This window comes from Pararhizobium sp. P1_E7, assembly GCF_056405855.1.
The window spans coordinates 151,967-178,484 of sequence record NZ_JBFUBH010000006.1 but is presented as its reverse complement, the minus strand read 5'-3'; the positions used below and the strand labels follow the sequence as shown (position 1 = coordinate 178,484).

29 protein-coding genes and 1 tRNA gene are annotated in these 26,518 nt (G+C 60.5%); 13 read left to right on the top strand and 17 right to left on the bottom strand.

Annotation, left to right across the window (positions count from 1 at the left end; genetic code table 11):
• Positions 1-40: 40 nt before the first annotated feature.
• The gene (locus AC1D17_RS09520) at positions 41-1,048 is read right to left on the bottom strand and encodes an asparaginase (RefSeq protein WP_477565157.1); all 1,008 of its coding nucleotides are present in this window, start codon (positions 1,046-1,048) and stop codon (positions 41-43) included.
• Between the two features lie 75 nt (positions 1,049-1,123).
• Here AC1D17_RS09520 and AC1D17_RS09515 point away from each other — a divergent pair, with 75 nt between their 5' ends.
• The 3 genes from AC1D17_RS09515 to AC1D17_RS09505 all read left to right on the top strand — a co-directional run bounded on the left by AC1D17_RS09515 (position 1,124) and on the right by AC1D17_RS09505 (position 2,531).
• Positions 1,124-1,861 carry a DUF3750 domain-containing protein gene (locus AC1D17_RS09515; protein ID WP_477565156.1) on the top strand — a complete coding sequence of 246 codons (738 nt, stop codon included), beginning with the start codon at positions 1,124-1,126 and terminating at the stop codon, positions 1,859-1,861.
• A 71-nt stretch (positions 1,862-1,932) separates the two neighbouring features.
• Positions 1,933-2,211, top strand: a complete 279-nt coding sequence (locus AC1D17_RS09510) for a CopG family ribbon-helix-helix protein (protein ID WP_477565155.1) — start codon at positions 1,933-1,935, stop codon at positions 2,209-2,211.
• A gap of 8 nt (positions 2,212-2,219) precedes the next feature.
• Entirely contained in the window at positions 2,220-2,531 is a 312-nt protein-coding gene (locus AC1D17_RS09505) for a type II toxin-antitoxin system RelE/ParE family toxin (protein ID WP_477565154.1), read from the top strand.
• Between the two features lie 306 nt (positions 2,532-2,837).
• Here AC1D17_RS09505 and AC1D17_RS09500 read toward each other — a convergent pair whose 3' ends face one another.
• The 3 genes from AC1D17_RS09500 to choX form a co-directional block, all read right to left on the bottom strand.
• Positions 2,838-3,836 (bottom strand): NAD(P)H-quinone oxidoreductase, encoded by a 999-nt coding sequence (locus AC1D17_RS09500; protein WP_477565153.1) that lies wholly within the window; start codon positions 3,834-3,836, stop codon positions 2,838-2,840.
• A 78-nt stretch (positions 3,837-3,914) separates the two neighbouring features.
• Entirely contained in the window at positions 3,915-4,760 is an 846-nt protein-coding gene (locus tag AC1D17_RS09495) for an alpha/beta fold hydrolase (protein WP_477565152.1), read from the bottom strand.
• Positions 4,757-5,692, bottom strand: coding sequence for a choline ABC transporter substrate-binding protein (gene choX / locus AC1D17_RS09490; protein ID WP_477565151.1), 936 nt, complete (start codon positions 5,690-5,692; stop codon positions 4,757-4,759). The genes AC1D17_RS09495 and choX overlap by 4 nt, the downstream gene beginning before the upstream one ends.
• 104 nt (positions 5,693-5,796) lie before the next feature.
• Between choX and betI (AC1D17_RS09485) the strand changes: the two genes are divergently transcribed.
• Together betI (AC1D17_RS09485) and AC1D17_RS09480 are read left to right on the top strand one after the other, a co-directional pair.
• Positions 5,797-6,384, top strand: coding sequence for a choline-binding transcriptional repressor BetI (betI, locus tag AC1D17_RS09485; RefSeq protein WP_477565150.1), 588 nt, complete (start codon positions 5,797-5,799; stop codon positions 6,382-6,384).
• A gap of 262 nt (positions 6,385-6,646) precedes the next feature.
• The gene (locus tag AC1D17_RS09480) at positions 6,647-6,919 is read left to right on the top strand and encodes a DUF1344 domain-containing protein (RefSeq protein WP_477565149.1); all 273 of its coding nucleotides are present in this window, start codon (positions 6,647-6,649) and stop codon (positions 6,917-6,919) included.
• Between the two features lie 126 nt (positions 6,920-7,045).
• Here AC1D17_RS09480 and AC1D17_RS09475 read toward each other — a convergent pair whose 3' ends face one another.
• The 3 genes from AC1D17_RS09475 to AC1D17_RS09465 form a co-directional block, all read right to left on the bottom strand.
• Positions 7,046-8,851 (bottom strand): GGDEF domain-containing protein, encoded by a 1,806-nt coding sequence (locus AC1D17_RS09475; RefSeq protein WP_477565148.1) that lies wholly within the window; start codon positions 8,849-8,851, stop codon positions 7,046-7,048.
• Between the two features lie 154 nt (positions 8,852-9,005).
• A complete protein-coding gene (locus AC1D17_RS09470; RefSeq protein WP_477565147.1) occupies positions 9,006-9,554 on the bottom strand; it encodes an HdeD family acid-resistance protein in 549 nt (182 codons plus the stop codon).
• An 87-nt stretch (positions 9,555-9,641) separates the two neighbouring features.
• The gene (locus AC1D17_RS09465) at positions 9,642-10,079 is read right to left on the bottom strand and encodes an EamA family transporter (protein WP_477565146.1); all 438 of its coding nucleotides are present in this window, start codon (positions 10,077-10,079) and stop codon (positions 9,642-9,644) included.
• A 154-nt stretch (positions 10,080-10,233) separates the two neighbouring features.
• Between AC1D17_RS09465 and betI (AC1D17_RS09460) the strand changes: the two genes are divergently transcribed.
• The 4 genes from betI (AC1D17_RS09460) to betA all read left to right on the top strand — a co-directional run bounded on the left by betI (AC1D17_RS09460) (position 10,234) and on the right by betA (position 15,563).
• Entirely contained in the window at positions 10,234-10,836 is a 603-nt protein-coding gene (gene betI, locus AC1D17_RS09460; protein ID WP_477565145.1) for a transcriptional regulator BetI, read from the top strand.
• Positions 10,833-12,362 (top strand): choline-sulfatase, encoded by a 1,530-nt coding sequence (gene betC / locus AC1D17_RS09455; RefSeq protein ID WP_477565144.1) that lies wholly within the window; start codon positions 10,833-10,835, stop codon positions 12,360-12,362. Before betI (AC1D17_RS09460) ends, betC begins: the two co-directional genes overlap by 4 nt.
• Before the next feature lies 1 nt (position 12,363).
• Positions 12,364-13,827, top strand: a complete 1,464-nt coding sequence (gene betB / locus AC1D17_RS09450) for a betaine-aldehyde dehydrogenase (protein WP_477565143.1) — start codon at positions 12,364-12,366, stop codon at positions 13,825-13,827.
• A gap of 83 nt (positions 13,828-13,910) precedes the next feature.
• The gene (gene betA / locus AC1D17_RS09445; RefSeq protein ID WP_477565142.1) at positions 13,911-15,563 is read left to right on the top strand and encodes a choline dehydrogenase; all 1,653 of its coding nucleotides are present in this window, start codon (positions 13,911-13,913) and stop codon (positions 15,561-15,563) included.
• 3 nt (positions 15,564-15,566) lie between these two features.
• Here the strand turns inward: betA and AC1D17_RS09440 are convergent, their stop codons facing one another.
• Together AC1D17_RS09440 and AC1D17_RS09435 are read right to left on the bottom strand one after the other, a co-directional pair.
• Complete coding sequence (locus AC1D17_RS09440; protein WP_477565141.1) at positions 15,567-15,866, bottom strand: type II toxin-antitoxin system RelE/ParE family toxin; 300 nt, start codon at positions 15,864-15,866, stop codon at positions 15,567-15,569.
• Positions 15,863-16,138 (bottom strand): YlcI/YnfO family protein, encoded by a 276-nt coding sequence (locus AC1D17_RS09435; protein ID WP_477565262.1) that lies wholly within the window; start codon positions 16,136-16,138, stop codon positions 15,863-15,865. The genes AC1D17_RS09440 and AC1D17_RS09435 overlap by 4 nt, the downstream gene beginning before the upstream one ends.
• A gap of 316 nt (positions 16,139-16,454) precedes the next feature.
• Between AC1D17_RS09435 and AC1D17_RS09430 the strand changes: the two genes are divergently transcribed.
• From AC1D17_RS09430 to cysN, 3 genes are read left to right on the top strand one after another with little or no spacing between them, the layout of a single operon-like run.
• A complete protein-coding gene (locus AC1D17_RS09430; protein WP_477565140.1) occupies positions 16,455-17,285 on the top strand; it encodes a phosphoadenylyl-sulfate reductase in 831 nt (276 codons plus the stop codon).
• A gap of 41 nt (positions 17,286-17,326) precedes the next feature.
• Positions 17,327-18,280 carry a sulfate adenylyltransferase subunit CysD gene (gene cysD / locus AC1D17_RS09425; RefSeq protein WP_477565139.1) on the top strand — a complete coding sequence of 318 codons (954 nt, stop codon included), beginning with the start codon at positions 17,327-17,329 and terminating at the stop codon, positions 18,278-18,280.
• Positions 18,280-19,800, top strand: coding sequence for a sulfate adenylyltransferase subunit CysN (cysN, locus tag AC1D17_RS09420; protein ID WP_477565138.1), 1,521 nt, complete (start codon positions 18,280-18,282; stop codon positions 19,798-19,800). The genes cysD and cysN overlap by 1 nt, the downstream gene beginning before the upstream one ends.
• Before the next feature lie 126 nt (positions 19,801-19,926).
• Here cysN and AC1D17_RS09415 read toward each other — a convergent pair whose 3' ends face one another.
• The 4 genes from AC1D17_RS09415 to AC1D17_RS09400 all read right to left on the bottom strand — a co-directional run bounded on the left by AC1D17_RS09415 (position 19,927) and on the right by AC1D17_RS09400 (position 21,695).
• Complete coding sequence (locus tag AC1D17_RS09415; RefSeq protein ID WP_477565137.1) at positions 19,927-20,256, bottom strand: cupin domain-containing protein; 330 nt, start codon at positions 20,254-20,256, stop codon at positions 19,927-19,929.
• Positions 20,257-20,504: 248 nt separating this feature from the next.
• Positions 20,505-20,786: a hypothetical protein gene (locus AC1D17_RS09410; protein ID WP_477565136.1), complete on the bottom strand. Its 282-nt coding sequence runs from the start codon at positions 20,784-20,786 to the stop codon at positions 20,505-20,507.
• A gap of 113 nt (positions 20,787-20,899) precedes the next feature.
• Entirely contained in the window at positions 20,900-21,385 is a 486-nt protein-coding gene (locus tag AC1D17_RS09405; RefSeq protein WP_477565135.1) for a DUF2938 domain-containing protein, read from the bottom strand.
• 233 nt (positions 21,386-21,618) lie between these two features.
• A tRNA-Pro gene (locus tag AC1D17_RS09400) sits at positions 21,619-21,695 on the bottom strand.
• A gap of 339 nt (positions 21,696-22,034) precedes the next feature.
• Between AC1D17_RS09400 and AC1D17_RS09395 the strand changes: the two genes are divergently transcribed.
• Positions 22,035-22,445: a hypothetical protein gene (locus AC1D17_RS09395; RefSeq protein WP_477565134.1), complete on the top strand. Its 411-nt coding sequence runs from the start codon at positions 22,035-22,037 to the stop codon at positions 22,443-22,445.
• A gap of 184 nt (positions 22,446-22,629) precedes the next feature.
• Here AC1D17_RS09395 and AC1D17_RS09390 read toward each other — a convergent pair whose 3' ends face one another.
• From AC1D17_RS09390 to AC1D17_RS09375, 4 genes are read right to left on the bottom strand one after another with little or no spacing between them, the layout of a single operon-like run.
• On the bottom strand, positions 22,630-23,325 hold the full coding sequence (locus AC1D17_RS09390; protein WP_477565133.1) for a hypothetical protein: 696 nt from the start codon (positions 23,323-23,325) through the stop codon (positions 22,630-22,632).
• 19 nt (positions 23,326-23,344) lie between these two features.
• Positions 23,345-24,529 carry a gluzincin family metallopeptidase gene (locus AC1D17_RS09385; protein ID WP_477565132.1) on the bottom strand — a complete coding sequence of 395 codons (1,185 nt, stop codon included), beginning with the start codon at positions 24,527-24,529 and terminating at the stop codon, positions 23,345-23,347.
• A gap of 33 nt (positions 24,530-24,562) precedes the next feature.
• Positions 24,563-25,330: a TfuA-like protein gene (locus AC1D17_RS09380; RefSeq protein ID WP_477565131.1), complete on the bottom strand. Its 768-nt coding sequence runs from the start codon at positions 25,328-25,330 to the stop codon at positions 24,563-24,565.
• Between the two features lie 8 nt (positions 25,331-25,338).
• Positions 25,339-26,517, bottom strand: a complete 1,179-nt coding sequence (locus tag AC1D17_RS09375) for a YcaO-like family protein (RefSeq protein WP_477565261.1) — start codon at positions 26,515-26,517, stop codon at positions 25,339-25,341.
• Between the last annotated feature and the right edge of the window lies 1 nt (position 26,518).

Sequence of the window (26,518 nt, the reverse complement as noted above, 5' to 3'; positions counted from 1 at the left end):
GATCGTTGTCCCGTCGCTTCGCGCGCCGTCGTTAAGGCGATCAAGCGGCGAAAGCGCTGGTCACCCTGACATCGCCGACATGGATGCCGTTCCAGTTTCTCATCGAATGGTTGGCCTGTGCCATCAGGTTTTGCTGCAAGTCCGGCTCACTGGAGAAGAAACGGGCAAGCGTCGCGGCGATCATGGCCTCGGCCGCGCGGGTGGTGCCGTCCTCGCATTTGAGCGCAATGGCGATGCCCTTTTCCGGGATGGCGGCGCAGAACACGCCCTCGGCACCGGTCTTGGCAAAGATGCGGCCGGGTGCAGTCTGCATCAACCTTGTGCAGGCGCGCTTGCTGCCCGCGACGTAGAAAGGCTCGGCCATGCAGGCTTCGATCAGGCGTTTCGAGGCATTGGCGCGCTGCGGTTCCAGCCCGTTGCCGGTCGCCATTTTGGCAAAGCCATGGGCAAGGCCCTTCAGCGGCACGGCATAGGTCGGGATCGAGCAGCCATCGGTGCCGCAATTGTCGTGGGCAAGCACTGCCCCCGTCAGATTTTCCATGACGCCGCGGATTTCGCGCTGCAAGGGATGATCATAGGCGACGTAGCCTGCCGGCTCCTCGCCGCTGTGGCAGCAGGCGCAGATGAAGCCGGCATGTTTGCCGGAGCAATTGTTGTGCAGCGCCGAGGGATGCTCCAGCACGCGGGCCTGATGGATAATGGTGTCCTGATTGATCGACCAATGGGCGCCGCATTCGAGCGTCGAGACATCCCTGCCCGCTGCCGCCAGCATTTCGGCGGCAAGCGCCACATGTTCCGGCTCGCCATTGTGCGAGGAGCAGGCGAGCGCCAGCGCCCGTTTGTCGAACCCGTAGGCATCGGCAGCGCCGGTTTCCATCAGCGGCAGCGCCTGCATGGCCTTGCAGGCCGAGCGCGGGAACACGCCAACATCGGTGTCGCCGAGCGAAAATACGGTTTTCCCGTCGCCATCGACGACGATCACCATGCCGCGATGGCGGCTTTCGACCAGATTGCCACGCGTGACTTCAACAAGAACCGGGTTCGACATGGTTGTGCCCTCAAAAATCCAATTTCTCCCCTGTCTTTAGACCAAGATAAAGCAACACAAAACCCGGACACGCCCATGAAATTTCTTCGAAGGCTGTTTCTTGCCATTCTGTTCGTCTATCTGCTGCCCGCACTTGCCGCGGCCGGGTTATGGTATGTCAAGGAAAGGCCGGGAAACTGGCGCGAGGCGGACTGGACGTCCGCCCATATCCTGCCCAACCCCAAGGACGATCAGGATGCGGCGATCTATATCTTTTCAGCCACGACCGGCGGCATGAAGGGGGCGGTCGCCAGCCATTCCTGGATCGTCACCAAGGGACGGGGCGGCACGGCCTATAATCGCTACGACAAGGTCGGCTGGGGTTCACCGATCCGCCGCAACGGCTATCCGGCCGATGCGCGCTGGTATTCGAACACGCCGCACCTCGTGGCGAGCGTCAAGGGCGAGGACGCGGCGCGCCTCATCCCGAAGGTCGAGCAGGCGATCCAGTCCTATCCCTATTCAAAACCCGGCGCCTACCGGATCTGGCCGGGGCCGAACTCCAACACCTTCGTCGCCCATGTGCTGCGCTCGGTGCCGGAGCTTGGCGCCGTTTTGCCACCGGATGCGGTCGGACGCGATTACCTGCCGGAGGGCAGGCTGTTTTCGGTCGATGCCGACGGGCTGGACGTGCATGCCACGCTCTACGGGCTGCTTGGCATTTCGGCAGGTGTCCGCAGCGGACTGGAGGTGCATTTCATGGGGCTGGTAGCCGGTTTTGACGTGATGCGCCCGGCGGTGAAGATACCGGCTCTGGGGCGGTTTGGGGTGTAACGCCGGGGCTTTCGGATGCCGACGGGAAAAACTATGTTATGATCAGGCCTGGAATTCGCGTGGAGACAATGATGTCGCAACCGCTCAAAACACCTCCGGTAGAGCTTCCGGAAAGCTTGGAAGTACAAATCGCATCGTTGGCGGAAAAGACAGGGCGATCCCGCTCATTGATCGTCAACGACGCCATCGACACCTATGTCAAAGATCAGCTTCGCTGGCTGACCGAGATGGATTCCGCCATCGCAGATGCAAAAGAGGGCCAATCGTATGACGGCCCGGAAGTGCTGGAATGGCTGGGAAGCTGGGATAGCGACGCAGAGAAGGCCAGACCCAAGCCCTCAAAGGCTTAAACCTGCCGATGCGGATCCGGTTTACCTCTCAAGCCATGCGGGATCTCGATGATCTCAAAGAATGGCTCCGCTTCAAAAATCCCGCCGGTTTCAGGTCGGTCGCAAGCCAGATATCCAAAACAATCCGGCCTCTTGCCACTCATCACGCTATGGGACGCAAAACGTTGCGGGAGGATGTCCGCGAGCTTGTCGAACCCCGCTATGGCTTCGTCATTCCCTATACCTTCCTCGACGATACAATATTCATTTTGCGCATTTACAGCGCGAAACGGTATCCGCTAGCGCCCGCCGACCTACCTGATGTCAGCGATCCAAAATAGTTTTACGGTTCCGATGCGGATTCAATGTCCAGACAGACAAAAAGGATCCAGACAAACAAAAAGGGCCGCACGCGGCGGCCCTCCATGAGTTTTGGCCAAGTAACAGGCCCGGACCGCATCCACGATGCGACCCGCAGGAAGGCTGGTTCAGATCGAGGGCTGCCTCGTTCCTACCATCACAACTCCCATGCCCATTACGAGGTTCGAAATCTCATTAGACACTGGATCACCTTCCTTTCGTTCAATTGACGATGACCTGAAGGTAGTCCGATTCTTGCCGATTGCAAGGGCGCGGCACCTTAGACTTTAGAACGTCAGGACAATCTTGCCGATGTGATCGCCTGCCTCCATCAGCCGGTGGGCCTCGGCGACCTCAGAAAACGGCACGACCGCGTGCATGACTGGCGCCACGTCGCCGTCCTCCAGCAACGGCCAGACATTGTCCTCAAGATCGTCGCGAATCGATTCCTTCTCGACCGCCGTGCGCGGCCGCATGGCCGAGCCCATGATGTGCAGCCGCTTGCCGAGAATGGCCGATATATTGGCGTTTTCGACCGTGGCGCCACCGAGAAAGGCGATGATCGACAGGCGGCCATCCTTGGCGAGTGAGCCGATGTTGCGGTCGAAATAGGGAGCGCCGACCATGTCGAGGATCACATCGACGCCGCGTCCGCCGGTCTCCTCCAGAATGACGGCCTTGAAGTCCTCTTCCCGGTAGTTGATCGCCCGCTTGGCGCCGAGCGCAACACAGGCGTCGCACTTGTCCTTGGATCCGGCGGTGACGAAGACCTCGGCGCCGAAGGCCCGGGCAAGCTGGATGGCGGTGGTGCCGATGCCGCTGGAGCCGCCGTGGATGAGGATTTTTTCGCCTTCGACCAGGTCGGCCATCTGGAAGACATTGGCCCAGACGGTGAAGAAGGTTTCCGGAAGTGCTGCCGCACGCGCCGCGTCATAGCCTTTCGGCCAGGGCATGGCCTGCGTCGCCGGCAGCGCGCAGAATTCGGCGTAGCCGCCGCCATTGGCGAGTCCGCAGACCTTGTCGCCGACGATGAACCCCTCGGCGCCCTCGCCCATGGCCACCACCTCGCCGGCCACCTCCAGTCCGAGGACCGGGCTTGCGCCTGGCGGGGGCGGATACATGCCGAGCCGCTGCAGAACATCGGGACGGTTGACGCCTGCCGCTTCGACACGGATCAGGACGTCGCCGGGCTTCAAATCCGGCAGCGGCCCGCGTGCCAAAACCATCTTTTCCGGGCCGCCGGGGGACGGCAGATCGACATAGGTCATTTCGCTCGGCAGGGTCACGGTCGTCTCCTTGCATTCTTGATGACGGTTATCTAGCGCAGGAACACCGAACGGCAAAGCAGCCTTTTAGAGCCTCATTTATCGTACGATGCTCTGAGTATGCAGCACAGGCCCCTCGCGTTCCAGAAAAGCAAGGACGAGGTCTGCGACCTTGTCCGGGTCTTCCCAATGCGGATTATGACCGTGGTCTTCGAGGACGACACCTTGGGCGTTTTCGAAAGCCTGCAACAGCGCCCGCCTGTGACCGGCATCGAACAGGGCATCGTCGCGGCAGCCGATGCACAACACCGGCTGCGCCACTTGCCGGGCCATGCCGGTAAGGTCGGTTTCGGCAAATCCGCGCAAGATTCCCTTCCATATGGACGCCGGAATCGCAGCCGCCTCGGCGCGCATCCGCATCAGAAACGCGGCATCGACCGTTCGCGTGCAGGCGTGCCAGTCGTCAAAGAAGGGATCGGCCGGATCGATCGGATCAGCCAGCGCCTCGATCTCACGGACGATGTCGCTCTGCGGTGGAAACTGCGGCCGTAGCGTGCCCGATATCGTCACCAGGCACGTCACGTCATCCTGAAGCCGCGCGGCAAGTTCGATCCCGATCATCGCTCCCATTGAATGCCCGATGACAGCGAAACGCCGTAATCCGAGGGTGTGCACAAGCGCACCGATATCCGTCGCGAAATCCGAAACCTCAAATCCCATTCGGGCAGCCGAGCCACCATGCCCCGGCACGTCCGGAATGATCAGCCGGTATTGCCCAAGCCTGGGAACCATCATGGAAAAGCTGCGGCTCGAATCCGTATAGCCGTGGATGAGCAGCAGGACCGGCCCCGGACCGCCGCTATCGATGAAGGCCAATGGGCGGCCGTCGGGCAAATACATGATGCGCTTGCGGGCAACCCAACATTCCTGATCAACAGCAGTCACGGAAAGAGCTTCGCCTTCACGGCCGCAAGAGCAGGCTTGCCATCAAAGGTCGCCACGCCGTCGAGCCAGGCGTCGAGCCGCTCGGGTTCTGCGGCAATCGCCTTCAACCCGGCCTCCTCCGGCTGCAGGCCGTCAGTCATCAGGTAGCTCATCCCCTTGTTTTCGAACGCGATGTCGAAAGAGAGGTTTTCGAGCAGCTTTGCCACATTCGGGCATTCCTGCAGGTAGCCCTTGCGCACCTGCGTCGAGACGGTCGCAGCGCCGAAATCCGGACCGTAGAACTTGTCGCCGCCGGTCAGATACTTCATGTCGATCACGGTGTTCATCGGATGCGGCGCCCAGCCCTGAAAGACGATGAAGGCCTTGTCCTTGGCGTGGCGGCTGACCTCGGCGAGCATGCCCTGCTCGCTCGATTCCACCACTTCCCAACCGGAGAGGCCCAAGGCCGGATCCTTGATGGCATCCAGCATCAGCTGGTTCGAGCCTGGTTCGATGCCATAAAGCTTCTTGTCGAACTGATCGGGGAATTTCTGCAGATCGGCGAAATCCTTGACGCCTGCATCCCAGACATAGGCCGGAACGGCGAAGGTATATTTCGCGCCGGTGAGGTTGGTACGGACATCTTCGACCGAACCGTCCTCCTTGTATGGTTTGTAATAGGCAATCATCGCCGGGTCCCAGTAGCCGAGGAAGACGTCGAGATCCTTGTTCTTCAGGCTGAGGTAAATCACGTCGATGCCAAGCAGCGTGCTTTGCGGCTCGTATCCGAGCGCCTTCAGGAGCGTCAGCCCGACGCCGGTCGTGAAGGCGAGATCGTTCCAGCCAGGCTCCGCCATGCGCACGACCTTGCAGCTTTCAGGATCGGCGGCCAGCACCGGCGTCGCCGCGGCGAGGAAGACGAGTGTCAGACCTGCTTTCAGATTTTGCTGCATATCGCGATTCCTTTTCCAACCGGTTAATTTACTGACCCACTGGTCAATAATTGATCTTTGCGGAAAATTTGTCAATCTGAGAATCGACGAGGAGGCGCCCGGAAATGAAACTGACGAAAATTAGCGAGATCAGACGCAAAGAGTTGCGCCAGGCGGCCTTCGAGGTTCTGCAACAGGAGGGCATGGCCGGAGCGACGCTGGAAAAGGTGGCAGCCCATGCCGGCGCCTCCAAGGGCATCGTGCTGCATTACTTCCGCAACAAGCAGGACCTCTTCGAGCAAGCGATGCGCGAAGCCAATGCATCGCTTAGGGATGCGGTCAATGCGCGCCTCAACCGGGCAAGGACACCGCATGAACGCCTGGAGGCGATCATCGAGGGCAATTTCGAGGAGCGCTTCTTTCGCCCCTCTATCTGCCACGCGTGGTTGTCGCTCTGCGCCGAGGTGCCGCGCGAACCGCAGCTTGCCCGGATACAGAAGGTCATTCATGCGCGCATGCGCTCAAATTTGATGTCAGCGCTTGTGCATCTGCTGCCGAGGAATGAGTGCGATGCCGTTGCGCTTGCCATCACCGCGCTGATCGACGGGCTCTGGCTTCGGCTCGGCCTGCAATCGGAGGGTTTGACGCGCGAGATGGCGCTGGCACAGATGAAGGATTATGTGGCACACCGGATTGCGCTCTGCGGAGATTAAATATCGCGGCAAACATGGCGAAGCCACGCTACGCTGCTTCATGGCAAAATTGCGCCAGCCACACCCTTACAAACATTAAGTTTCTTTAATTTGAAACTGCCAATGGCCGGGTCTAGCTTCACATCCGAAACCGGAAGCCGCCGGCGGCTCCCAAGCCGCGACGCGACGGGCTTTGGACGGTTTCACGACGGCCGGCCCCGATGCGGGGGCCGCCCCGATGCGGGAACCAACCCGATCCGGGGACCAAACAAGGACGACACCGATGCGTGCTCTTCTGACCTCATTGACGATCCTCTCCGTTCTCTCCCTGTCATCAGCCGCCTTTGCGGCAAATACCACGACCGGAACCATCCGCGCCTATGACATGAAGGCGATGACCGTGACCTTGAAGAACGGCACGAAGTACATCCTGCCGGCGGCATTCAACAATCCGGGCAAGCATCCGGATCTCAAGGTCGGCGAAAAAGTGACGATCGCCTATCAGACAATAGGCAAGAAGCTTCAGGCAACGGCGATCACGCCGGTGATGCCTTAACATCAACATCGTCAGCATGAGCGTACTCGATCGCGGCTAGACGCTTCGGGATCATGCAGAAGCGGGCTGGAAGCCATGGTGGTTTCCAGCCCGTTCTCGTTTCAAGACAATCAATGAATGGCTGGCTCAGATCCCGCCGGTGCCAAACGTCTCGAAGACCAGCCCCTCATCGCTGTCCTTGGCCAACTTCTTGATCTCGGCAATGCGGGCGCTGACCGCCTGGGCGTCGGAAAAGACAAAGCCTTCCGGCAGGATAAGAACGGCGATCGAGCAGCGCATCAGCGGAAAGATGGTGGTCTCGCCGCTACGGCCATGGCCGGTCATGTAGCCGGCCTGCTGGTGCTCCGGCGAATAGAGCTGGCGGACGTCGCTGCGGAATTCCGACAGAACACGGGAGAGAACGGCACCCACATCTTCGCGCGTCCATCCGCTGACGCCGATGAAGAAATCATCGCCGCCGACATGACCCAGGAACTTCTCCTCGCCGATGAAATACCGGCGCATCAAGGCGGCAAACAGCGAGATCGCCAGATCGCCCTTCTGGAAGCCGTAGTGATCGTTGAAGGGCTTGAAACTGTCGAAATCGCAATAGCAGAAATAGCGCGCCTCGTCGGCATCGAGCACTGCACCCTGCACATAATCGCGAATGGCGCGGTTTCCCGGCAGGCCCGTCAGCGGGTTCTGCTCCTGCGCTGTCTTCAACTGCTTTTCGCCGATGATCTTCAGGAGCGACGACGCCGAAAGGATGCCGGCATAGCGCATGTTTTCCGTCAGGATCACGCAGTCGCTGCCGTCCATGCCGGCAAAGATCTTCAGCATCTCGTCGGCCGGCGTCTCCAGATCGGCGATCGGTGTCGGGCTGACAAAATGCGAGATGTGGCGCTGGTACAGATGGTTCTTGAGGAGATCGCGGCCGAAGGGATGATAGATCATCTCCTTGACGTGATATTCATGCAGCACGCCGCGCGGCTCGCCATTGGCATTGAGGACGGGGAAGAAACTGCGCTGCGGCGAGCGGCGGAACAGCTCGAACACCGAATCCAGATCATCGTTTTCGCGCAGCGCCGGCACCTGTTCGATCTGTTTGCGGATGAGAATGCTGTCGAGCGACGTCGACTGGCGGCGGGCGCTGGTGGATTGCTCCAGATGCGGATAGGCCGGCTGCAGATCGGCGAAATGCACGGTCGGGCGGGCGACGAAGTAACCCTGGACAAGATCGCATCCGAGATCGCGGCAGGTGGCGAACTCGGCTTCGGTCTCCACTCCTTCGGCAATCACCCGCGTGCCGAGAACATGGGCGGTGTTGACCGTGTGACGCACCATGTGACGCTTGCGGGGGCTGGATTCGATGCCGGAGATGAAATGGCGGTCGATCTTCAGATAGTCCACCGGCTGGTCGCAGAGCAGTTTCAACCCATTGAAACCAACGCCGAAATCATCGATCGCCAATTTGAAGCCAGCGAGCCGCAGGCGTTTCACCAGGCCGGAAAAATCCGGCATCTTGCCGCTGTCGAAACGTTCCGACAGTTCGAAGCAGATCGACGACGGCGGTATGCCTGCGCGCTTCAGGTGATTGCCAAGCCGCTCGACAAGATCGCCTTCAAGCCCGATCAAGCGGCTGTCGAAATTGACGAAAAGGGTGCGCGCGGCAAAATCCGGCAGGCTGGCAAAGCCGGCAAACGCGCGGGTGTTGATCATGTGCTCCAGCGTCAAAAGCTGGCCGGCCTCCTCGGCCTTGTCGAGCAGCTCGATCGGCGACTTGAAGCCCAGCCGCTCGAAGCCCCGCATCAGCGTTTCATAACCGAACACCGCACCCGTGGCGATCTCGACGATCGGCTGGAAGGCGCTTTCGAGCGCAAGCTTGGCAAGCGTGACGATCTGATCATCGCCAAAACGGCGCAGCGACAGCATTTCGGCGGGGACGGCGGACATTAAGGGAACTCCGGGAGCGGATGGTCGATCGCGGCAAAGATCGTTCCCGAGGTCTGAATTTTCCGTTTCCCCAGCATGACAATTTGATGAAAATTCAATGACTGCTTGGAGTTAGCGGTAGGGGGCGCCTTCCTTCCAAACAGCAAACGGGACGCTATCCCTTGGCAAGAACACCGAAGGCAATAAGCGCGAGCCCCTGCATGACCAGATCGATCGCCAGGAACAGGCCGAGGATCCACAGGCTGTTGACCGGCCAGCCGGCAGCGATGATGAGGCCTGCCACGAGCGTGACGAGGCCACCGAGCGCGATCCATCCCCAGCCGGCCAGCGGCCGCAATTTGAAGGCCGTCCACATCCGGAACGTTCCGGCGATGATCAGCGCAACAGCCATCATCATTGTGAGGACCGCGGAAGCCAGCATCGGATTGAGGAAGGCGAAGACGCCAGCGACGGTGTAGCAGGAACCGCTCAGCATCCAATAGAAGACGCTTTCCCATTTCTTGACGCGGAAAGCCTGTGCAAGATGGAGCACGCCGCCGACCAGCATGATCATGCCGACGTAGTAGACCGAGGCCACAGTCGCGGCCAGGACATTGCCGAAGGCAATGCCGCCGCCCATGATCAGGGCAACGCCAAGGGCGACGAACCATCCCCATTTCTCGCTAAGCGATGGCCGATGAGCGATGTCGGAATTCTGAACCATGGAGCAACCCCTCAATCAAACGACTAGGCATTATGTAATCCTGGATAGAATAATAACCTTTTAAAATGCCAGGGCTGGTTGAGAAATTTAGATTTTCATCGCCAGAAGTACCGCGCCGCAGGCAACCATGACGACGCCAGCCCAATGGGCCAGCGTCAGCCTCTCGCCAAGGAAGAACACGGCGAAAACGGCGACGAGCACGACGCTCAGCTTGTCGACCGGCGCGACCTGGGCCGCATTGCCGAGCTTCAGGGCGCGGAAATAGCAGAGCCAGGACGCACCGGTCGCAAGCCCCGACAGAACCAGAAACAGCCAGCTTTTGCCCGATACCGTCGCCGGCGCCTGCCAGTTCCCCGTCAGGAACAGCATCAGGCCGAGGGCAAGCAGGATGACGATCGTGCGGACAAATGTCGCGAAATCGGAATTGACGTTCTCGATGCCGATCTTGGCGAAGATGGCGGTGAGAGCAGCAAAGGCGGCGGACAGAAGCGCCCAGGCCCGCCAGGACGAAAACAGCGACTTCATGGCATATGTCCCCTTGTTCGGCGCGTTGCACGGCCGTTGCCACTTGAAACCGGGACCCGTTCCAACAGCAAGAAAAATCCTTGGCCACAGCGGTGGTTTTTTATTGATTGATGGATCAATCAAAAATACACTGACGGCAACAAAGGGAACAACGATGCCGAAAGTCGGAATGGAACCGGTGCGCCGCAAGGCGCTTGTGGATGCGGCGCTGCACGTTATCGGCGATCAGGGCACGCTGTCGGTCACCATGTCCGACATTGCCCGCAAAGCCGGCGTTTCGGCAGCGCTGGCGCATCATTACTTCGGCAGCAAGGAGCAGTTGCTGGTCGAGACGGTGCGCGCTCTTCTGAAGCAGTTGCGCGACGATACGGTGACGGCGCTCAGGGCGGTAAAGTCACCGCGGGAACGCCTGTCGGCGATCGTGCGCGTCAGCTTCCACGCCGACCAGTTCGCGCCGGAAACGATCGCCGCTTGGCTGGCTTTTTATTCCGAAGCTCAGCGCTCGGAAGAAACGCGCCGGTTCCTCGTCATCTATGCGCGCCGGCTGCATTCCAATCTCGTCGCCAGCCTCAAGAGCCTGTGTGTCGCAGATGACGCGCAGCGCATCGCAGAAGGCACTGCTGCGATGATCGACGGGCTCTATATTCGCCGTTCGCTCGGTTCTTCGCCGGTGACGGCGCAAGCATCGATCGCACTCACCGACGACTATATCACGCTCAGTCTCAATGCCCGCCGGATACAGGAAGATGCCGCATGACCAAGGGACGGCCGAACATTCTGATCATCATGGTCGACCAGCTGAACGGAAAGTTCTTTCCGGATGGCCCGGCAGAGTTTCTGGCGGCGCCGCACATGAAGGCGCTGGCCAAGCGCTCGGCACGTTTCCGCAACAACTATACGTCCTCGCCGCTCTGCGCCCCTGCCCGCGCCTCGCTGATGGCCGGGCAATTGCCAAGCCGCACGCAGGTCTATGACAATGCCGCCGAATATGTCTCGTCGATCCCGACCTATGCGCATCACCTGCGCCGCGCCGGCTATTACACGGCACTGTCGGGCAAGATGCACTTCGTCGGACCCGACCAGCTGCACGGCTTCGAGGAACGGCTGACGACCGATATCTACCCGGCCGATTTCGGCTGGACGCCGGATTACCGCAAGCCCGGCGAGCGGATCGACTGGTGGTATCACAATCTCGGCTCGGTTACCGGCGCCGGTGTCGCCGAGATCACCAACCAGATGGAATATGACGACGAGGTTGCCTTTCTCGCCAACCAGAAGCTCTACCAGCTGTCGCGCGAACAGGGCAATGAGGCCCGCCGCCCCTGGGCCGTCACCGTCTCGTTCACCCATCCGCACGACCCCTATGTGGCGCGCCGCAAGTTCTGGGACCTCTACAATGATTGTGACCAGCTTCTGCCGGAAGTCGGCGACATCCCGCTTTCCGAGCAGGACCCGCATTCGCAGCGGCTGATCCATGCCTGCGACTACCAGAACTTTTCGGTGACCGAAGACAACGTCCGCCGCTCGCGCCAGGCCTATTTTGCCAACATCTCCTATCTCGATGAAAAAGTCGGCGAGCTCGTCGATACGCTCACCCGCACCCGGATGCTCGACGATACGCTGATCCTGTTCTGCTCGGATCATGGCGACATGCTTGGCGAGCGCGGCCTGTGGTTCAAGATGAACTTCTTCGAGGGCTCTGCCCGCGTGCCGCTGATGGTCGCCGGTCCCGGCATCACGCCCGGCCTGCATCTGGCGCCGACATCCAACCTCGACCTGACCCCGACCCTTTGCGATCTCGCCGGCATTTCGATGGACGAGATCATGCCCTGGACCGACGGCGAGAGCCTGGTGCCGGTCATCAACGGCGAGGAACGCGTCGCACCCGTGCTGATGGAATATGCCGCCGAAGGCTCCTATGCGCCGCTGGTCGGCATCCGCGAAGGCAAGTGGAAATATGTCCATTGCGTGCTCGATCCGGAGCAGCTTTTCGATTTGGACGCCGACCCGCTGGAACTGACCAATCTTGCCACGGTTGCCGCCCATGCGCCGACGCTGCGCGCCTTCCAGGCGATGCGCGACAGCCGCTGGGACATGGCAGCCTTCGATGCCGCCGTGCGCGAAAGCCAGGCACGGCGCTGGGTGGTCTACGAGGCGCTGAGGAACGGCGCCTACTATCCATGGGATCACCAGCCGCTGCAAAAAGCATCCGAACGCTACATGCGCAACCACATGAATCTCGACAATCTCGAAGAATCCAAACGCTTTCCGCGAGGGGAATAAGATGAAAGCCCAGCCACCAGCCTCCCATTTCATCGACGGCGAATATGTCGAGGATACCAACGGCGCCGCCTTCGACAGCATCTATCCGGCAACCGGCGAAGTGATTGCCCGGCTGCATGCGGCAACACCCGCCATTGTCGAGAAGGCGATCGCGGCGGCCAAGCGTGCGCAAGGCGAATGGGCCGCAATGAGCCCGACAGCGCGCGGCCGCATCCTCAAGCGCGCTGCCGACATCATGCGCGAACGCAACCGCGAGCTTTCCGAACTTGAAACGCTCGATACCGGCAAGCCGATCCAGGAAACCATCGTCGCCGATCCGACCTCGGGCGCGGATGCGTTCGAATTCTTCGGTGGCGTCGCGGCAGCGGCCCTGAACGGCGACTATATTCCGCTCGGCGGCGATTTCGCCTTCACCAAGCGCGTGCCGCTCGGCGTCTGCGTCGGCATCGGCGCCTGGAACTATCCGCAGCAGATCGCCTGCTGGAAAGGCGCCCCGGCGCTGATCGCCGGCAATGCCATGGTGTTCAAGCCATCGGAAAACACCCCGCTCGGTGCGCTGAAGATCGCCGAAATCCTGTTTGAGGCCGGCCTGCCGAAGGGGCTCTACAACGTTATCCAGGGCGACCGCTCGACTGGACCGCTTTTGGTCAATCATAAGGACGTCGCCAAGGTGTCGCTGACCGGCTCGGTCGAAACCGGCCGCAAGGTGGCGGGGGCTGCCGCCTCGAGCCTCAAGCACGTGACGATGGAACTTGGCGGCAAGTCGCCGCTGATCGTCTTTGACGACGCCGACCTCGAAAGCGCCATCGGCGGCGCCATGCTCGGCAATTTCTACTCGACCGGCCAGGTCTGCTCGAACGGCACCCGCGTCTTCGTCCAGAAGGGCATCAAGGACAGGTTCCTGTCGCGGCTGAAGGAGCGCACCGAAAAGATCATCATCGGCGACCCGATGGCCGAGGAAACCCAGCTCGGGCCGATGGTCTCGCGCGCCCAGCTCGACAAGGTGTTTGCCTATATCGAAAAGGGAAAGGCGGAAGGGGCAACGCTCGTCACCGGCGGCGGTATCCCGAACAATGTGTCGGCCGAAGGCACCTATATCCAGCCGACCGTATTTGCCGATGTCACCGACACGATGACCATCGCCCGCGAGGAAATCTTCGGGCCGGTCATGTGCGTGCTCGATTTCGACAATGAGGACGATGTGATCGCCCGCGCCAACGGCACCGAGTTCGGCCTGTCGGCCGGCGTCTTCACCGCCGACCTCACCCGGGCCCATCGCGTGGTGGACCGTCTGGAAGCCGGAACGCTGTGGATCAACACCTATAACCTGGCGCCCGTCGAAGTACCGTTCGGTGGCTCGAAGCAGTCGGGTTTCGGGCGGGAGAATTCGCTCGCCGCGCTCAACCACTACACCGAGCTAAAGAGCGTCTATGTGGCGATGGGGCCGGTGCAGTCGCCGTATTGAGGCTTGGGTTGTGGCTGATCCCCCCTTGAGGGGGAGATCAGCCGACCCCGCCGCGCATTCGTCCGAGAAGAAAGAACGTCACCATGCAAAGCGCAGATTTCGTCATCATCGGTTCGGGCTCCGCAGGTTCAGCCCTTGCCTACCGCCTGTCCGAGGACGGCAGGAATAAAGTGCTGGTGCTGGAATTCGGCGGCAGCGATTTCGGGCCGTTCATCCAGATGCCGGCGGCACTCGCCTGGCCGATGAGCATGAGCCGTTACAACTGGGGTTACCTGTCGGAGCCCGAGCCGAACCTCAACAACCGGCGCATCACCGCACCGCGCGGCAAGGTGATCGGCGGGTCGTCGTCGATCAACGGCATGGTCTATGTGCGCGGCTCGATGGAAGACTATAACGAATGGGAAGAGCTTGGCGCCCGCGGCTGGGGTTATGCCGACGTGCTGCCCTATTTCAAGCGCATGGAAAACGCCCATGGCGGCGAGGACGGCTGGCGCGGCACCGACGGGCCGCTGCATGTCAAGCGTGGCTCCTACAAGAACCCGCTGTTCAAGGCCTTCGTCGATGCCGGGCATCAGGCCGGTTTCGAGCTGACGGACGACTATAACGGCTCCAAGCAGGAAGGTTTCGGCCTGATGGAGCAGACGGTCCACAATGGCAGGCGCTGGTCGGCGGCATCGGCCTATCTCAAGCCGGCGCTGAAACGGCCGAATGTCGAACTCATCCGCTGCTACGCCCGCAAAATCGTCATCGAGAACGGCCGCGCTATCGGTGTCGAGATCGAGCGTGGCGGAAAAATCGAGGTGGTGAAGGCCAACCGCGAGGTGATCGTCTCGGCCTCCTCGTTCAACTCGCCGAAACTGTTGATGCTGTCCGGCATCGGCCCGGCGGCGCACCTGAAGGAGATGGGCATCGAGGTGAAGGTGGACCGGCCGGGCGTCGGAGCCAACCTGCAGGACCATATGGAGTTCTATTTCCAGCAGGTCTCGACCAAACCTGTCTCGCTCTATTCCTGGCTGCCGTGGTTCTGGCAGGGGGTTGCCGGCGCCCAGTGGATGTTCACCAAATCGGGGCTCGGCATTTCCAACCAGTTCGAGGCCTGCGCCTTCCTGCGCTCGGCGCCTGGCGTCCGTCAGCCGGATATCCAGTACCACTTCCTGCCGGTCGCCATTTCCTATGACGGCAAGGCGGCGGCGAAGAGCCATGGGTTCCAGGTGCATGTCGGCTACAACCACTCGAAATCACGCGGCAGCGTGACCTTGCGCTCGCCGGACGTGAAGGCCGACCCGGTCATCCAGTTCAACTATATGAGCCATCCGGAGGACTGGGAAAAATTCCGCCACTGCGTGCGGCTGACCCGCGAAATCTTCGGCCAGCAGGCGTTCGACCAGTATCGCGGCCCGGAAATCCAGCCGGGCGAGAATGTCCAGACCGACGACCAGATCGACGCGTTCCTGCGCGAACACCTGGAAAGCGCCTATCATCCCTGCGGCACCTGCAAGATGGGCGCCAAGGACGATCCGATGGCGGTCGTCGATCCGGAAACCCGGGTTATCGGGGTCGAGGCCTTGCGCGTCGCTGACAGTTCGATCTTCCCGCATGTGACCTACGGCAATCTCAACGGCCCTTCGATCATGACCGGCGAAAAGGCCGCCGACCATATTCTCGGCAAGCAGCCCCTGCCCCGCAGCAACCAGGAACCGTGGATCAATCCCCGCTGGGCGGTCAGCGACAGGTAGGGCTCAGTAGTAATCGTCCTCGCGCTGATGGCGGACGGCCAGAATGGTGACCGTCTCGCCATCYTCTATTTCGAAGAGCGCAACGTAACCGGCAGAGCCAAAGGGAATGACGAGTTCACGGAAAAATGAATTTTCGCCGGGCGCTAGGCGACAGCTGAATGGAAAGCTTTCGAGCATTGTCACCGCTTTTTCAATCGCATCAAAAGCACGTCCTGCTGCCTGCTCATCACGATCCAGCAAATAGGCGTAGAGCCGCTTGATATCCTCTCGCGCCTTCGCCGTCAGCTTGACAGAATAGCTCATTTCGAACGATTTTCAGCACGCTTGGCCTCGAGCATACCCTTTAGCTCGCCGAGTACCTCTTCTGCGGTGTAGTAAACTCCGGTGCGCTTTGCATCTTCACGTGATGCCAGCCCGCGGGCGATGAACTCCGCCTGCGTCTTTCTAAAATGCACCTGCGCCTTGACGGCATTTTCCACGAAAGCCGACAGCGTCTCGCCCTTTTGCAGCACGCCTTCGGCGGCGGCTCTCAATTCCGGATCAACCCTCAGCGAAGGAAGTGTAGAGGTTTTCATGGCCGGGCCTCGTGCGTTGCAAATGCGATGCACCATACCAAATCCAGGAACCGATTTCAACGCGCCAGCACGAACCGCCCTGCGCATGCGGATTACCGATGGAGCGCAGCGCGATGCAAAACGGGATCAAAAAAGAAGATAAACTACAAAAACGATAGATTATAGCAATAAACCATGTCTTTTCATCCGCTATTCTGCGTTATTTGCCCATCGGAGAGATATTTGCTCTGATCCGGCAACATTAGAAATCCGTTTTTCTGTCTTTTGTCACACACGGCTGCGATATTCCGGGACAACAAAATCAGGATTTCCTCCCATGACATCCGCATCGCTTGAAAATCGCGCTCATGCGCTCAACAGCCAACTGGAAAGCCTCGACCTTTCGGGTCGGCTGGCGCTGATCGCCTCGCTCGACGGAAAATCGGTCTTCACCACCAGCCTCGGCATCGAAGACCAGGTCATCACCGCCGCCATCGGCACAGGCAAATTCGACATCGAAGTCTCGACGCTCGAAACCGGCCGCCTGTTCAACGAGACCGTGGCGCTGATCGACAAGACCGAAGAAACCTACGGCATCCTGATCAAGCGCTTCCACCCCGAACAGGACGATATCGACGCCTATGCCGCCAAATATGGCGCGAACGGCTTTTACGACAGCGTCGAAGCCCGCCATGCGTGCTGCGGTGCGCGCAAGGTGAAGCCGCTTGCGCGCGCACTCGAAGGGACATCCTTCTGGATCACCGGCCTGCGCCGGGGCCAGTCGGGCAAMCGTGCCGACACTCCCTTTGCCGAAGCCGACCTCGACCGCGGCCTGATCAAGGTCAATCCGCTGGCCGACTGGGATATCGAAACGATCCGTGCCCATGTTGCGGCGCAAGCGATCCCGGTCAATTCGCTGCACAGCCGTGGTTACCCGTCGATCGGTTGCGAGCCTTGCACCCGCGCCATCAAGCCAGGCGAACCCGAGCGCGCCGGCCGCTGGTGGTGGGAGAACGACGAGAAGCGCGAATGCGGCCTCCACGTTGCAGAAACCGCAGCGTCGGCCCTCCCGCAAGCCTCGTCGATTTCGAGCAGCGCCCTTTCGAGCAGCGCCCTTTCGAGCAGCCCCCTTCCAAGCAGCCCCCTTCCAAGCAGCATTGCGCGATAATCCGCGCAGGTTCGCATCACAGACACTCCCGGAGACTTGCAATGCCCAGTACTCTTCCGGAAACGGAACTGCACAATCCGCAGACGACAAAAACACCGCTCGATCCGCATCTGAAGGCGCTCGAGAACGAAGCGATCCATATCTTTCGTGAAGTGGCCGCCGAGTTCGACAAGCCGGTGATGCTCTATTCGGTCGGCAAGGATTCCTCCGTCCTTCTGCACCTGGCGCGAAAAGCCTTCTATCCCGGCCGCGTGCCCTTCCCGCTGCTGCACGTGAACACCGGCTGGAAATTTTCCGAGATGATCGCGTTTCGCGACGAGACCGTGAAGAAGTACGATCTCGACTTCATCGAGCATATCAATCCGCGCGGTGCCGCCGAAAACGTCACCCCGTTCAGCCATGGCTCGGCGCTGTTCACCGACATCATGAAGACCGAAGGCCTGCGCCAGGCGCTCGACGCCGGCGGCTTCGATGCCGCATTCGGCGGCGCGCGCCGCGACGAAGAGGCGAGCCGCGCCAAGGAACGCATCTATTCGTTCCGCACGCCCGAGCATCGCTGGGATCCGCGCGCCCAGCGGCCGGAACTCTGGAACATCTATAACGGCATGATCCGCAAGGGCGAAAGCGTGCGCGCCTTCCCGCTGTCGAACTGGACCGAGGTCGATATCTGGCGCTACATCCAGGTGGAAGATATCCCGCTGGTGCCGCTCTACTACGCCAAGGAGCGCCCCTACGTCGAACGCGACGGCATGATGATCCTGGCCGAAGACCCGCGGCTGGAACTGCTGCCCGGCGAGAAAGTCCAGCACGGCTCGATCCGTTTCCGCACGCTCGGCGACTTCCCGCTGACGGGCGCCATCCCATCTCAGGCCACAAACCTTGAAGAGGTCATTGCCGAACTGGAAATCGCCACGGTTTCCGAACGGCAGGGCCGCGCCATCGACCGCGATCAGTCCGGTTCGATGGAAAAAAAGAAGCGCGAAGGATATTTCTGATGACCGTTTCCGCAATCGCTCAAAATACTGGCGCACAGACCGTCATTGAGGCCACCACAGGCGCGATCACCGCGTTTCCGGCGAACGAGACCGCGCGTCTGCCGCGCGACACGCGCCCGCTGCGCCTCATCACCTGCGGCAGCGTCGATGACGGCAAGTCCACGCTGATCGGCCGTCTGCTCTGGGACACCAAGGCGGTCAAGGAAGATCAGGCGGCAACGCTGCGCCGTGACAGTGGCAAGCAGAACGATCTCGGCCTGCCCGATTTCGCGCTTCTGCTCGACGGTCTGCAGGCGGAGCGCGAACAGGGCATCACCATCGATGTCGCCTATCGCTATTTCGCCACCGACAAGCGCTCGTTCATCGTCGCCGACACCCCCGGCCATGAACAGTATACCCGCAACATGGCAACCGGCGCCTCGACCGCCGATCTCGCCGTGCTGCTCGTCGATGCCCGCACCGGCCTTCTGGAGCAGACCCGCCGCCACGCCACCATCGCTTCGTTGATGGGCATCAAGCAGTTCGTGCTGGCCGTCAACAAGTTCGACCTGGTCGGTTATGATCGCGCCCGTTTCGACCAGATCAACCACGAGTTCCGTGAGCTCGCCTTGTCGCTTGGCGTGCGCCAGATCACCGCCATCCCGATGTCGGCGCTGAAGGGCGAGAATGTCGTCTATGACGGCAAAGCTTCCATGCCCTGGTATGACGGCCAGACGCTGGTCGAGGTGCTGGAACTGGCAACGGTCCGCTCCGCCCAGACGGTCGGTTTCCGCCTGCCGGTGCAGCGCGTCTCGCGTCCGGGCGAGAGCTTTCGCGGCTATCAGGGCACGGTTGCCGGCGGTTCGGTGAAGCCCGGCGATTCGGTTGTCATCCTGCCGTCCGGCATGGTTGCCAATGTCACCAAGATCGTCACCTTCGATCTGGTGCGCAACGCAGCCGTTGCCGGTGATGCCATCACGCTGGTGCTCGACCGCCAGGTCGATGTGTCGCGCGGCGACATGATCGTTTCGCTCGAAAGCCAGCCGCAGACCGGCCTTGCCTTCGATGCGCAGCTCGTGGCCCTGCAATCGGACGGCATCCAGCCCGGCAAGCGCTACTGGCTGAAGAGCGGCTCGCGCCGCCAGCGCGTCACCGTCGAGCCGTCGAGCCAGCTGGATCTCAAGAGCGGCAAGTGGAGCCACCACACCGAAACGCTGGCCATGAACGCCATCGGCAAGGTTCACCTCGCCTTCGACGAGCAGGCCGTGTTCGACTCTTACGAGCAGAACCGCACCACCGGCGCCTTCATCCTGATCGATCCCGACACCAACAACACGGTGGCCGGCGGCATGATCACGGCCAAGCGCTCGTCGCTTTCCGGCATCCATACCGAAGACAGCCGCGTGCTCCTGTCGCTGCCGGCCGATCTCGCCGACCAGCTGATGGCAACCGAACTGTTTTCCGCCCGCCGCGAAGAAGCCGACATCCGCCGCATCTCCGCCGGCAAGGCCGCCGAAGTGCTCGACGGGATTGATGGGTGAAACGCCTATAGGTAGATTGAAAAAGGGGCCGCGAGGCCCCTTTTACGTTTTCGGCGGATGTTGAAACCGATTGTTTGACATTCCCACTCTCAGCGGAATCACGTGAGCCGCGACCGGGCAGACAGACTATGCGGGCGGCAACTCGAGGCCTTTGGGTAGTGAAATCCAGATGACAGTCTGCGCCTCTCGGGAATGACGGGACAGATGGCCCTTGCCGTGTGTATCCTCTACCAACACGAAGCTACCCGCCTGAACGTGGCGCACCTCTCCGTCGCTCGTCTCGTATTCAACCGAGCCATCCAGCCTGACCGTAAGCACCGGCTCGGGGACCGTATGCCAAGCAACCTCTCGCATGCCTGCAGGGATGTGGGTGATGCGGACGCGGGACGCCGGATAACTGGCTGTAACGTCGAACGGCTCGGCATCGGGATGTACAGACCTCTTCGTTGTCGGCAACTCAACTTCGTCGAAATGCGACTCACCATCCGGGGTGGCTATCTCCTTCCGGTTCCCCGAAACAAAGCAGGCCTACCATGACGAAGCGGGGCAAGGCTACCGGTCTAGTGCGACGTTCCGGTGTGGACGGGCCGAGAGCGGTCATTGTTCAAGAATGCGGGAAGCGTAAAATTTGAGTGCTTCCGCATTTGGGTTAGTGGCTGGCGCCACTTGGCGCCCTTTTCAGCGCCTGTAAATCTGACAGCCCCTTACCGCGACCGGCCAATCGAAACGCCTGCCGAAGCAACAACCGTTGCCGCACCAGCAATCGCCGTCAACTTCTCCAGATCAACCGCCTTCAGCGCATCCGGCTCCATATCGCGCAGCGGCTTGAACCATGCGGCGGCTTCGCTGAGCGGTTCGGCGTAGGGTGCCGGGTATCCGCCAAGGCCAAGCACCCATTCGCGCACGGTTTCACGCTCCATGCGGCCGGCCTTGTAGCGGTCGTGGATGCTCGTCACGGAGGCGATCAGGTCGTCAATCTTTTTCAAAACATCTCCTCAAGCGGCATTGGCCGACAGCCATAGCACGGTAATCACCCCGGCAAGAAACCGGCTTAAAGCGCCGCGCATCATTCATGACGCACAAATGTCGCTGTAACACTTTAAATTTGCTGCATCAGCAATGCCGTGCCGTACATGCCAGTGGCAAAAACCGTGTGCGAGACGAAGTTGAGGAAGCGCACCTTATTGGCATTCGGCAGCTTCGAAGCGGCCCAGCCGATCCCGAGCCCCGGCTGCAGCAAGAACCAGCCGGCGCCGATGGTAACGATGCCGACGATCCAGGCCGGCAGAAATGTCGGGGCAGCAAGCCATGCCGGCCCGGTGATGGCGACCAGCAGGACGCCGTAGGCAATACCGACGGCATAGTGGCTGATCCAGCCGAGCGCCTGCTCATGCTCATAGGGCTTGGACTTGCCGATATCGTCGTGAAAGACCTTGCCGCTGCGTAAGTGCCAGAACCAGCGGCCGACCGGCGCCCAGTTCGGCTTGTTCTGGCCAGCCAAAAGAAAGAGCAGGAAAGCCCAGATATCCATCAGCACGGTGCCGCCTGCGCCGATAACCGCGCTACGCCAGAGAATGTCGAACATGGGTCGGGGTTTCCTGCTGATGGCCGGGTAACCGCCTGGAACCGGCGGGCACGGGAAATGACGGGGATCTGCGACACGGCAGATGCCTGCAGTTGTAAGTCAACTTGCGTTTTTCGGTCAAGGAAGAGAGCGGCGCCCGCCAGGCTTTTGTACGCCCCGGATACGACTGAGAAGCATTTCGAAAATCATGCGGGGAAAAATTGAAAACAAGGCATTGAAAGCCTTGAATAAGCTGGTCGGAGTGAGAGGATTCGAACCTCCGACCCCGTCGTCCCGAACGACGTGCGCTACCAGGCTGCGCTACACTCCGTGACCAGCGGCGCCTCTATAGAACAGCATTTTCCTTTCCACAAGCGTCTAATTGGAAAAATCGTCAAGCTGACTGAAAACAACGGGATAAGTCGCGTTGCACAGCGCGTGCGGCGCGGGGCTCGGCTCGGGAATGGGCCGGCTCAAGGCTGCCGGCAGCGCCTTGAATTGGGGCCTTTCGGCAACGCTTGCGAATTTATGCGCATGGTCGCGCCTGTAAGCCGTTCAGCCGATTTTCTTTCCATGAGTTTAGCGCTAGAGGCAGAATCGACAAGCCTTGGCCACCAGCATATTGCGCCGCCTTGGCAGATCAGAACGAAAGCCAAAGGGGCGTGACCAGATGAATTTCCGCTTGATGACCGTGGCCGGCCTTGCGCTGGCGCTTGCCGGCTGCACCACTGTGGGCCCTGCCCGAAATGCCGTTGAGGCCCGTTGGAAGGGACAGCCCGCCGGCGTCTTCTTCGCAGCCTTCGGCCCGCCGCAGTCGGACGTTGCGAGCGGCGACATGACGGTCTATTCCTGGAAGGGTGGCTACAAGAAGCGGACGATCCCGGCGCAATACGCGGAAGGCGAAAACGGCAAGAAGGGCAAGAAGATCGCCTCTGCCCGCACCGAATTCTTGAGCTGCTCCGTCCAGCTCAACGTCTCCTCCGACTACGTCATCCGCTCGGTCCACGTTCTCGGCGACGTGAAAAAATCATCCGGACCGAGCTGGTGCGACGAGTTCCTGGCCGGCGAGAAGGCGAAGTAAGATTTTTTAGCACTGAGTGTGCTGGAGACCCGCCGGTGAAAGCTGGCGGGTCTTGTTTTGTGAAAGCGCGTCCGACGCCGTCCTTTTTCGCGGACATCATCCATCCGCCGGCAGCGCTGAGCAACGCCGGGAATAGACCCAACAATTGTCGCCGCATGACGCGGGCCCGCGAGCGGCGTTCCCGTCAGTCCCGGTATCGTTGTGGAGCCAGCGCCATCGTCTGCGCATAGGCGAGCGGCGACCGGTTGCCTGGCAGGTTTTCGTCCAATACCAGCGTCTTGAGATCGTCGGAACGGACGTCGAGTGCTACGACGCGTTCAAGCTTGTCGATCTGCCACACGGCATAGCCGAGTTCCGGAACAAACCCGCAATCGCACCCGCAATCCCCGCCCTTAATAAGACGCGCTTCTTCGGGCAAATACATGATCTGAGGTTTTGACAACTTGTAGCAATGCCCTTCGTAAGCATAGCCGTAAATCACGCCGATGCTCCTTATATACCGTCCGTCATCACCTCGAAAATTTTTCGACGGGATACTGATATCAACAGGAAGCTGTTGTAGTTCTAGCTTATGATCAACAATAGCCAAAACTATCTGCTGGTTAACGATACTGAATATTTCATCATTTTTGATTTTTAAAGCCGCAACTTCTTTAACAGCCTTTATTATTCTCTGCATGTCAGCGGGTTCAAACGCAAGGCCCTCAAGATTTTCAGAAATTTCTTTACTGATAGTCTCATCCGAAAGTTTGAATATTGGCCGATGCATAGCAGGCCGACCGTAGAGGCGCACTTCGCTCGGATTGTAAGATTCATAATCCGGCTCAGACAAACCTTCCAGAATCGGTCCCACGCCGGGGTGACAGCTGCAGTCGCTCATCTCGCTCTCCTTTTGTATTTCACCTCGAACCTATGATTTCACGCCACGCAAAATTCTCTTCCAGCAGTTCGGCCGCCGCCCCGTCCGCTGCGGCAATGACGGCGCCTGCCGCCTGGTCCAGCCGCAGCGTGCCCGGATCAAGCGCTCTCAACGAGGCGGCAAGTGCCGCGCCCACCGCGTCGCGCGCGGCGGTCAGTGCCAGCTTGAAATACAATGGCTTGATGCTGAATGCCTCCGCCGTCACCCGATGAAACGTGTCAAATTCGTCCCGCGCCAGTTCCCGGATATCGACATCCAGAAGCCGTCTGTCGGCGCAACCATTCGCGACCAGATCGCGATGATAAAGCGCAACGATGCTGTCGAAGATGGCGCCGACGAACGGCAGCGCCCGGTCGTGCACCTCGCGCGTCACTGCGGACATTTGCCGGAAATTGGTCGCCAGGCGGATCTGCGTTTCGGGGCTCGTTTCCGCAAAGCGGTTCAGTTCGTTGTAGAGCAGCAGATTGCCTCTCGTTCGCCGCAGAAGCCGGTCAATCGCGGAATCGAAATGCAGGAACGAGATCAGCGAAACACAGTCCGAAAAGGCTTCGGAGAACGAAAAGAAGTCGCCGTCAGGCGATGTCGCGGCTGGCATGCCCGTCTCCGACAGCATGATCAGATGCCCGACCTCGTGCGCGATCGTGTCAAAATTCAACGCGTAAGGTCGCAGTATGCCATCGACGTCGGAACGACCCAGTTCCAGAAAGCCGTAGCCCGCCTGAGCATTGTCCCAATCGATAAATGGAACGATTTCAAGCCTTGGAAAGGTCTGATCGAAGAACCAGTGGACCCGTCGCCCCAGATAACTCTGCCAGATGTCGAGAACGAAACGCACGCAGGCATAGGCGTGAACCGCGAGAAATGGACGGGAGGTTGGATCGATGTTGTCGAAGTGACGGTCCGGCCCCGGCCTCACCGGCGCCCGCTTCGCCCCGTCGAATGGCGGCAAGCCCGCGAGGCCGTAGGGCCGCTTGTCATAGAGCGGATCCGCGACATACATGGACAGGTCGCTGGGGCCCTCGCCTATTTCGTCGCGCTGTATCGACAGCCACACGCGATCGGGTTGTTCGTATCCGGGAATGAAGGGTGGTTGGGGATAAATCCAGAAGCGCGTACCGACACGCGCATCTCCGGACTCGAGGGAATCGTCCCGAAGCAGACGCATCGCATAATTGCTCCCTCGATTGAAAATCCGCAATTAAGAATTCAATTTATAAGTGTTAACTAATTTTAAGTCAATGCCGCCAGCCTCGAGATCCCGGACAAAGGTGTTCGTTGCAACCCACGCGGTGCTCGCGCGCCCCGCATTTTCCTGCATTACAAGGGCCCGCGCGCTTCGCAATGCTTGGAGGGCGTCCAGTCTTTTTTGTCCCACCATCTCCTTCCGCAGCTCTTTGAACCTTTCCTCCCGGCACCCCGCATCCCGGATGATGGCTTCGAACCGGCGCTCTCGAAAGTTCATGTTTCGCGCAATTGTTGTGAGCAAATCGCGCTCGGCGGCGGTTATCAAATTCCGGCGTGTCAGGCTGACGAACGTCCGTTGGAGATCGACCAGTGCGTGTGTCAAAGGAAGAAAGCCGAGCTCCGGCGGCCCCGAAAGAATGGCGACGGCATCATCGGGAGCAAGCCGCCAGCGCCGATACCACCTGTAGATCAGGCCGACACCGATCATGCCGAATTCACTGAGTTCCGCCGCCCTGAGCGCGCCCATGCTCGCCGCGCCGATCACGACGATCCCCTGCGCCATCGCCCAGAGGATTTCCTTGTGCCGGACAGCCGGCCTGTCCTCGAATTGCCCGTCGATCAGGACCATCGCCCGCGGGCGGAATGCGTGGGCGGCAAGCAGAATGTCGCCTTGCGCGGCGGGCTGCAGATAGATGGCGTCGAGAACCCGCTCGGCCTCGGCCAACCGAAGTGTCGGACCAAGAAACACCAGGATCGGACCTTCCTCGCTCGTATCGACCATGTGAACACTCACCGCAGGATGGAAAAGGGACAGGCTCCGGGAAGAATGGTTCTTACGCACTGAACGCCGGTTTCGACGTCCGCTCCCACTGGCACAGCCAATATCGGGCCCATGCCGGCGGATAGGACCCTGTCGATGAGCGAGCCGAGGTCCGAAACGGCGCCCGCTTCGATCGCCGGGCGCGGCAGGCCGGACGTGTCCACGAGAATGAGCTGGCGGGCTTTGGCGACGATCGCGTCGGTGCTGCGTCTGTAATGCTCCCGGGTTTGATCGTCGCGCGCGCCCGATATCGCCCCGGCCCGTGCCGACAACGCTTCGAGCATCGCGCTCTGCGCCGCAGCAGCGATGCTTGGTCCCGCCGCATACCCCTCGGTCGGGAGCGCAAGGATCGGCTCGCCGAGGCCCGTCTCGATCGTCTGGCACCAGACCACTGGGACATTTGCTGGCGAAGGGACGAGCCAAAGGCCGAAGGAAATATGGTGCTCGCCCACAACGGATAGTATGTGATCAACGCCGTCACCCAACCCGACAGGGGAAATGCGCATTCGATCGAAGAAGCCGTGGGTGGCGAAGGCACGAGCGACGGCGTCACGCTCGATACATTCGAACAATCCATGCAGAAACGCGCCGAACACGGTCATATGACAGGCAAGACCCGTGGTCGTGCGGATGAACAGCCCATCATGGGCGGGCGGCGGATCCGTGTAGCAGGTGTGAACAAGTTCCAGGGGGACCGATTGTGGGAAACCGGTCGTGATGTCGATGCCGGTGATCCAGGGTATCGTCCTTGCCCGCCAGTTCCCCCGGCGATCAGGCGCCAAAAGATTTTCAAACAGGCCGTCAGCGATCTTGAGTTCATCCGCCGTCGCGAAAAATACCCGCGCCGAGGGAATGGCTTCGGCGTAGAACCGCTCGAGCGATTCCATGATCGCCCCCACTGCCGCTCCCGCCATGGCAAGGCCCCGCCCGAGCGACGTGACTTCGGAGAGGGCGGCGGGTCGAACCGCTTGAACCACCGGCAGGCCAATCCGGTCAAGTCCGGTCAGATCGCCCAGCCGGGTTATGCGCGCACGACGGCACAGTGGTAGAATCGCGCGCAAGCATCGATCGGCCTCTTGAAGGCCTGCGGGTGGCGACAGGGGTTTGCCAAGGCCCGAAACCACAGCGCCGCGAAAGGTCGCGAGCATC

Coding starts and splice junctions, on each gene's coding strand:
- AC1D17_RS09380 (WP_477565131.1), bottom strand. CDS start 25,330: ATGGTCGATACGAGCGAGGAAGGTCCGATCCTGGTGTTTCTTGGTCCG.
- AC1D17_RS09510 (WP_477565155.1), top strand. CDS start 1,933: ATGTCGCAACCGCTCAAAACACCTCCGGTAGAGCTTCCGGAAAGCTTG.
- AC1D17_RS09515 (WP_477565156.1), top strand. CDS start 1,124: ATGAAATTTCTTCGAAGGCTGTTTCTTGCCATTCTGTTCGTCTATCTG.
- betI (WP_477565145.1), top strand. CDS start 10,234: ATGCCGAAAGTCGGAATGGAACCGGTGCGCCGCAAGGCGCTTGTGGAT.
- betC (WP_477565144.1), top strand. CDS start 10,833: ATGACCAAGGGACGGCCGAACATTCTGATCATCATGGTCGACCAGCTG.
- betA (WP_477565142.1), top strand. CDS start 13,911: ATGCAAAGCGCAGATTTCGTCATCATCGGTTCGGGCTCCGCAGGTTCA.
- AC1D17_RS09480 (WP_477565149.1), top strand. CDS start 6,647: ATGCGTGCTCTTCTGACCTCATTGACGATCCTCTCCGTTCTCTCCCTG.
- AC1D17_RS09505 (WP_477565154.1), top strand. CDS start 2,220: ATGCGGATCCGGTTTACCTCTCAAGCCATGCGGGATCTCGATGATCTC.
- AC1D17_RS09395 (WP_477565134.1), top strand. CDS start 22,035: ATGAATTTCCGCTTGATGACCGTGGCCGGCCTTGCGCTGGCGCTTGCC.
- betB (WP_477565143.1), top strand. CDS start 12,364: ATGAAAGCCCAGCCACCAGCCTCCCATTTCATCGACGGCGAATATGTC.
- AC1D17_RS09435 (WP_477565262.1), bottom strand. CDS start 16,138: ATGAAAACCTCTACACTTCCTTCGCTGAGGGTTGATCCGGAATTGAGA.
- AC1D17_RS09470 (WP_477565147.1), bottom strand. CDS start 9,554: ATGGTTCAGAATTCCGACATCGCTCATCGGCCATCGCTTAGCGAGAAA.
- AC1D17_RS09405 (WP_477565135.1), bottom strand. CDS start 21,385: ATGTTCGACATTCTCTGGCGTAGCGCGGTTATCGGCGCAGGCGGCACC.
- betI (WP_477565150.1), top strand. CDS start 5,797: ATGAAACTGACGAAAATTAGCGAGATCAGACGCAAAGAGTTGCGCCAG.
- AC1D17_RS09375 (WP_477565261.1), bottom strand. CDS start 26,517: ATGCTCGCGACCTTTCGCGGCGCTGTGGTTTCGGGCCTTGGCAAACCC.
- AC1D17_RS09520 (WP_477565157.1), bottom strand. CDS start 1,048: ATGTCGAACCCGGTTCTTGTTGAAGTCACGCGTGGCAATCTGGTCGAA.
- AC1D17_RS09390 (WP_477565133.1), bottom strand. CDS start 23,325: ATGAGCGACTGCAGCTGTCACCCCGGCGTGGGACCGATTCTGGAAGGT.
- AC1D17_RS09465 (WP_477565146.1), bottom strand. CDS start 10,079: ATGAAGTCGCTGTTTTCGTCCTGGCGGGCCTGGGCGCTTCTGTCCGCC.
- choX (WP_477565151.1), bottom strand. CDS start 5,692: ATGCAGCAAAATCTGAAAGCAGGTCTGACACTCGTCTTCCTCGCCGCG.
- cysN (WP_477565138.1), top strand. CDS start 18,280: ATGACCGTTTCCGCAATCGCTCAAAATACTGGCGCACAGACCGTCATT.
- AC1D17_RS09385 (WP_477565132.1), bottom strand. CDS start 24,529: ATGCGTCTGCTTCGGGACGATTCCCTCGAGTCCGGAGATGCGCGTGTC.
- cysD (WP_477565139.1), top strand. CDS start 17,327: ATGCCCAGTACTCTTCCGGAAACGGAACTGCACAATCCGCAGACGACA.
- AC1D17_RS09475 (WP_477565148.1), bottom strand. CDS start 8,851: ATGTCCGCCGTCCCCGCCGAAATGCTGTCGCTGCGCCGTTTTGGCGAT.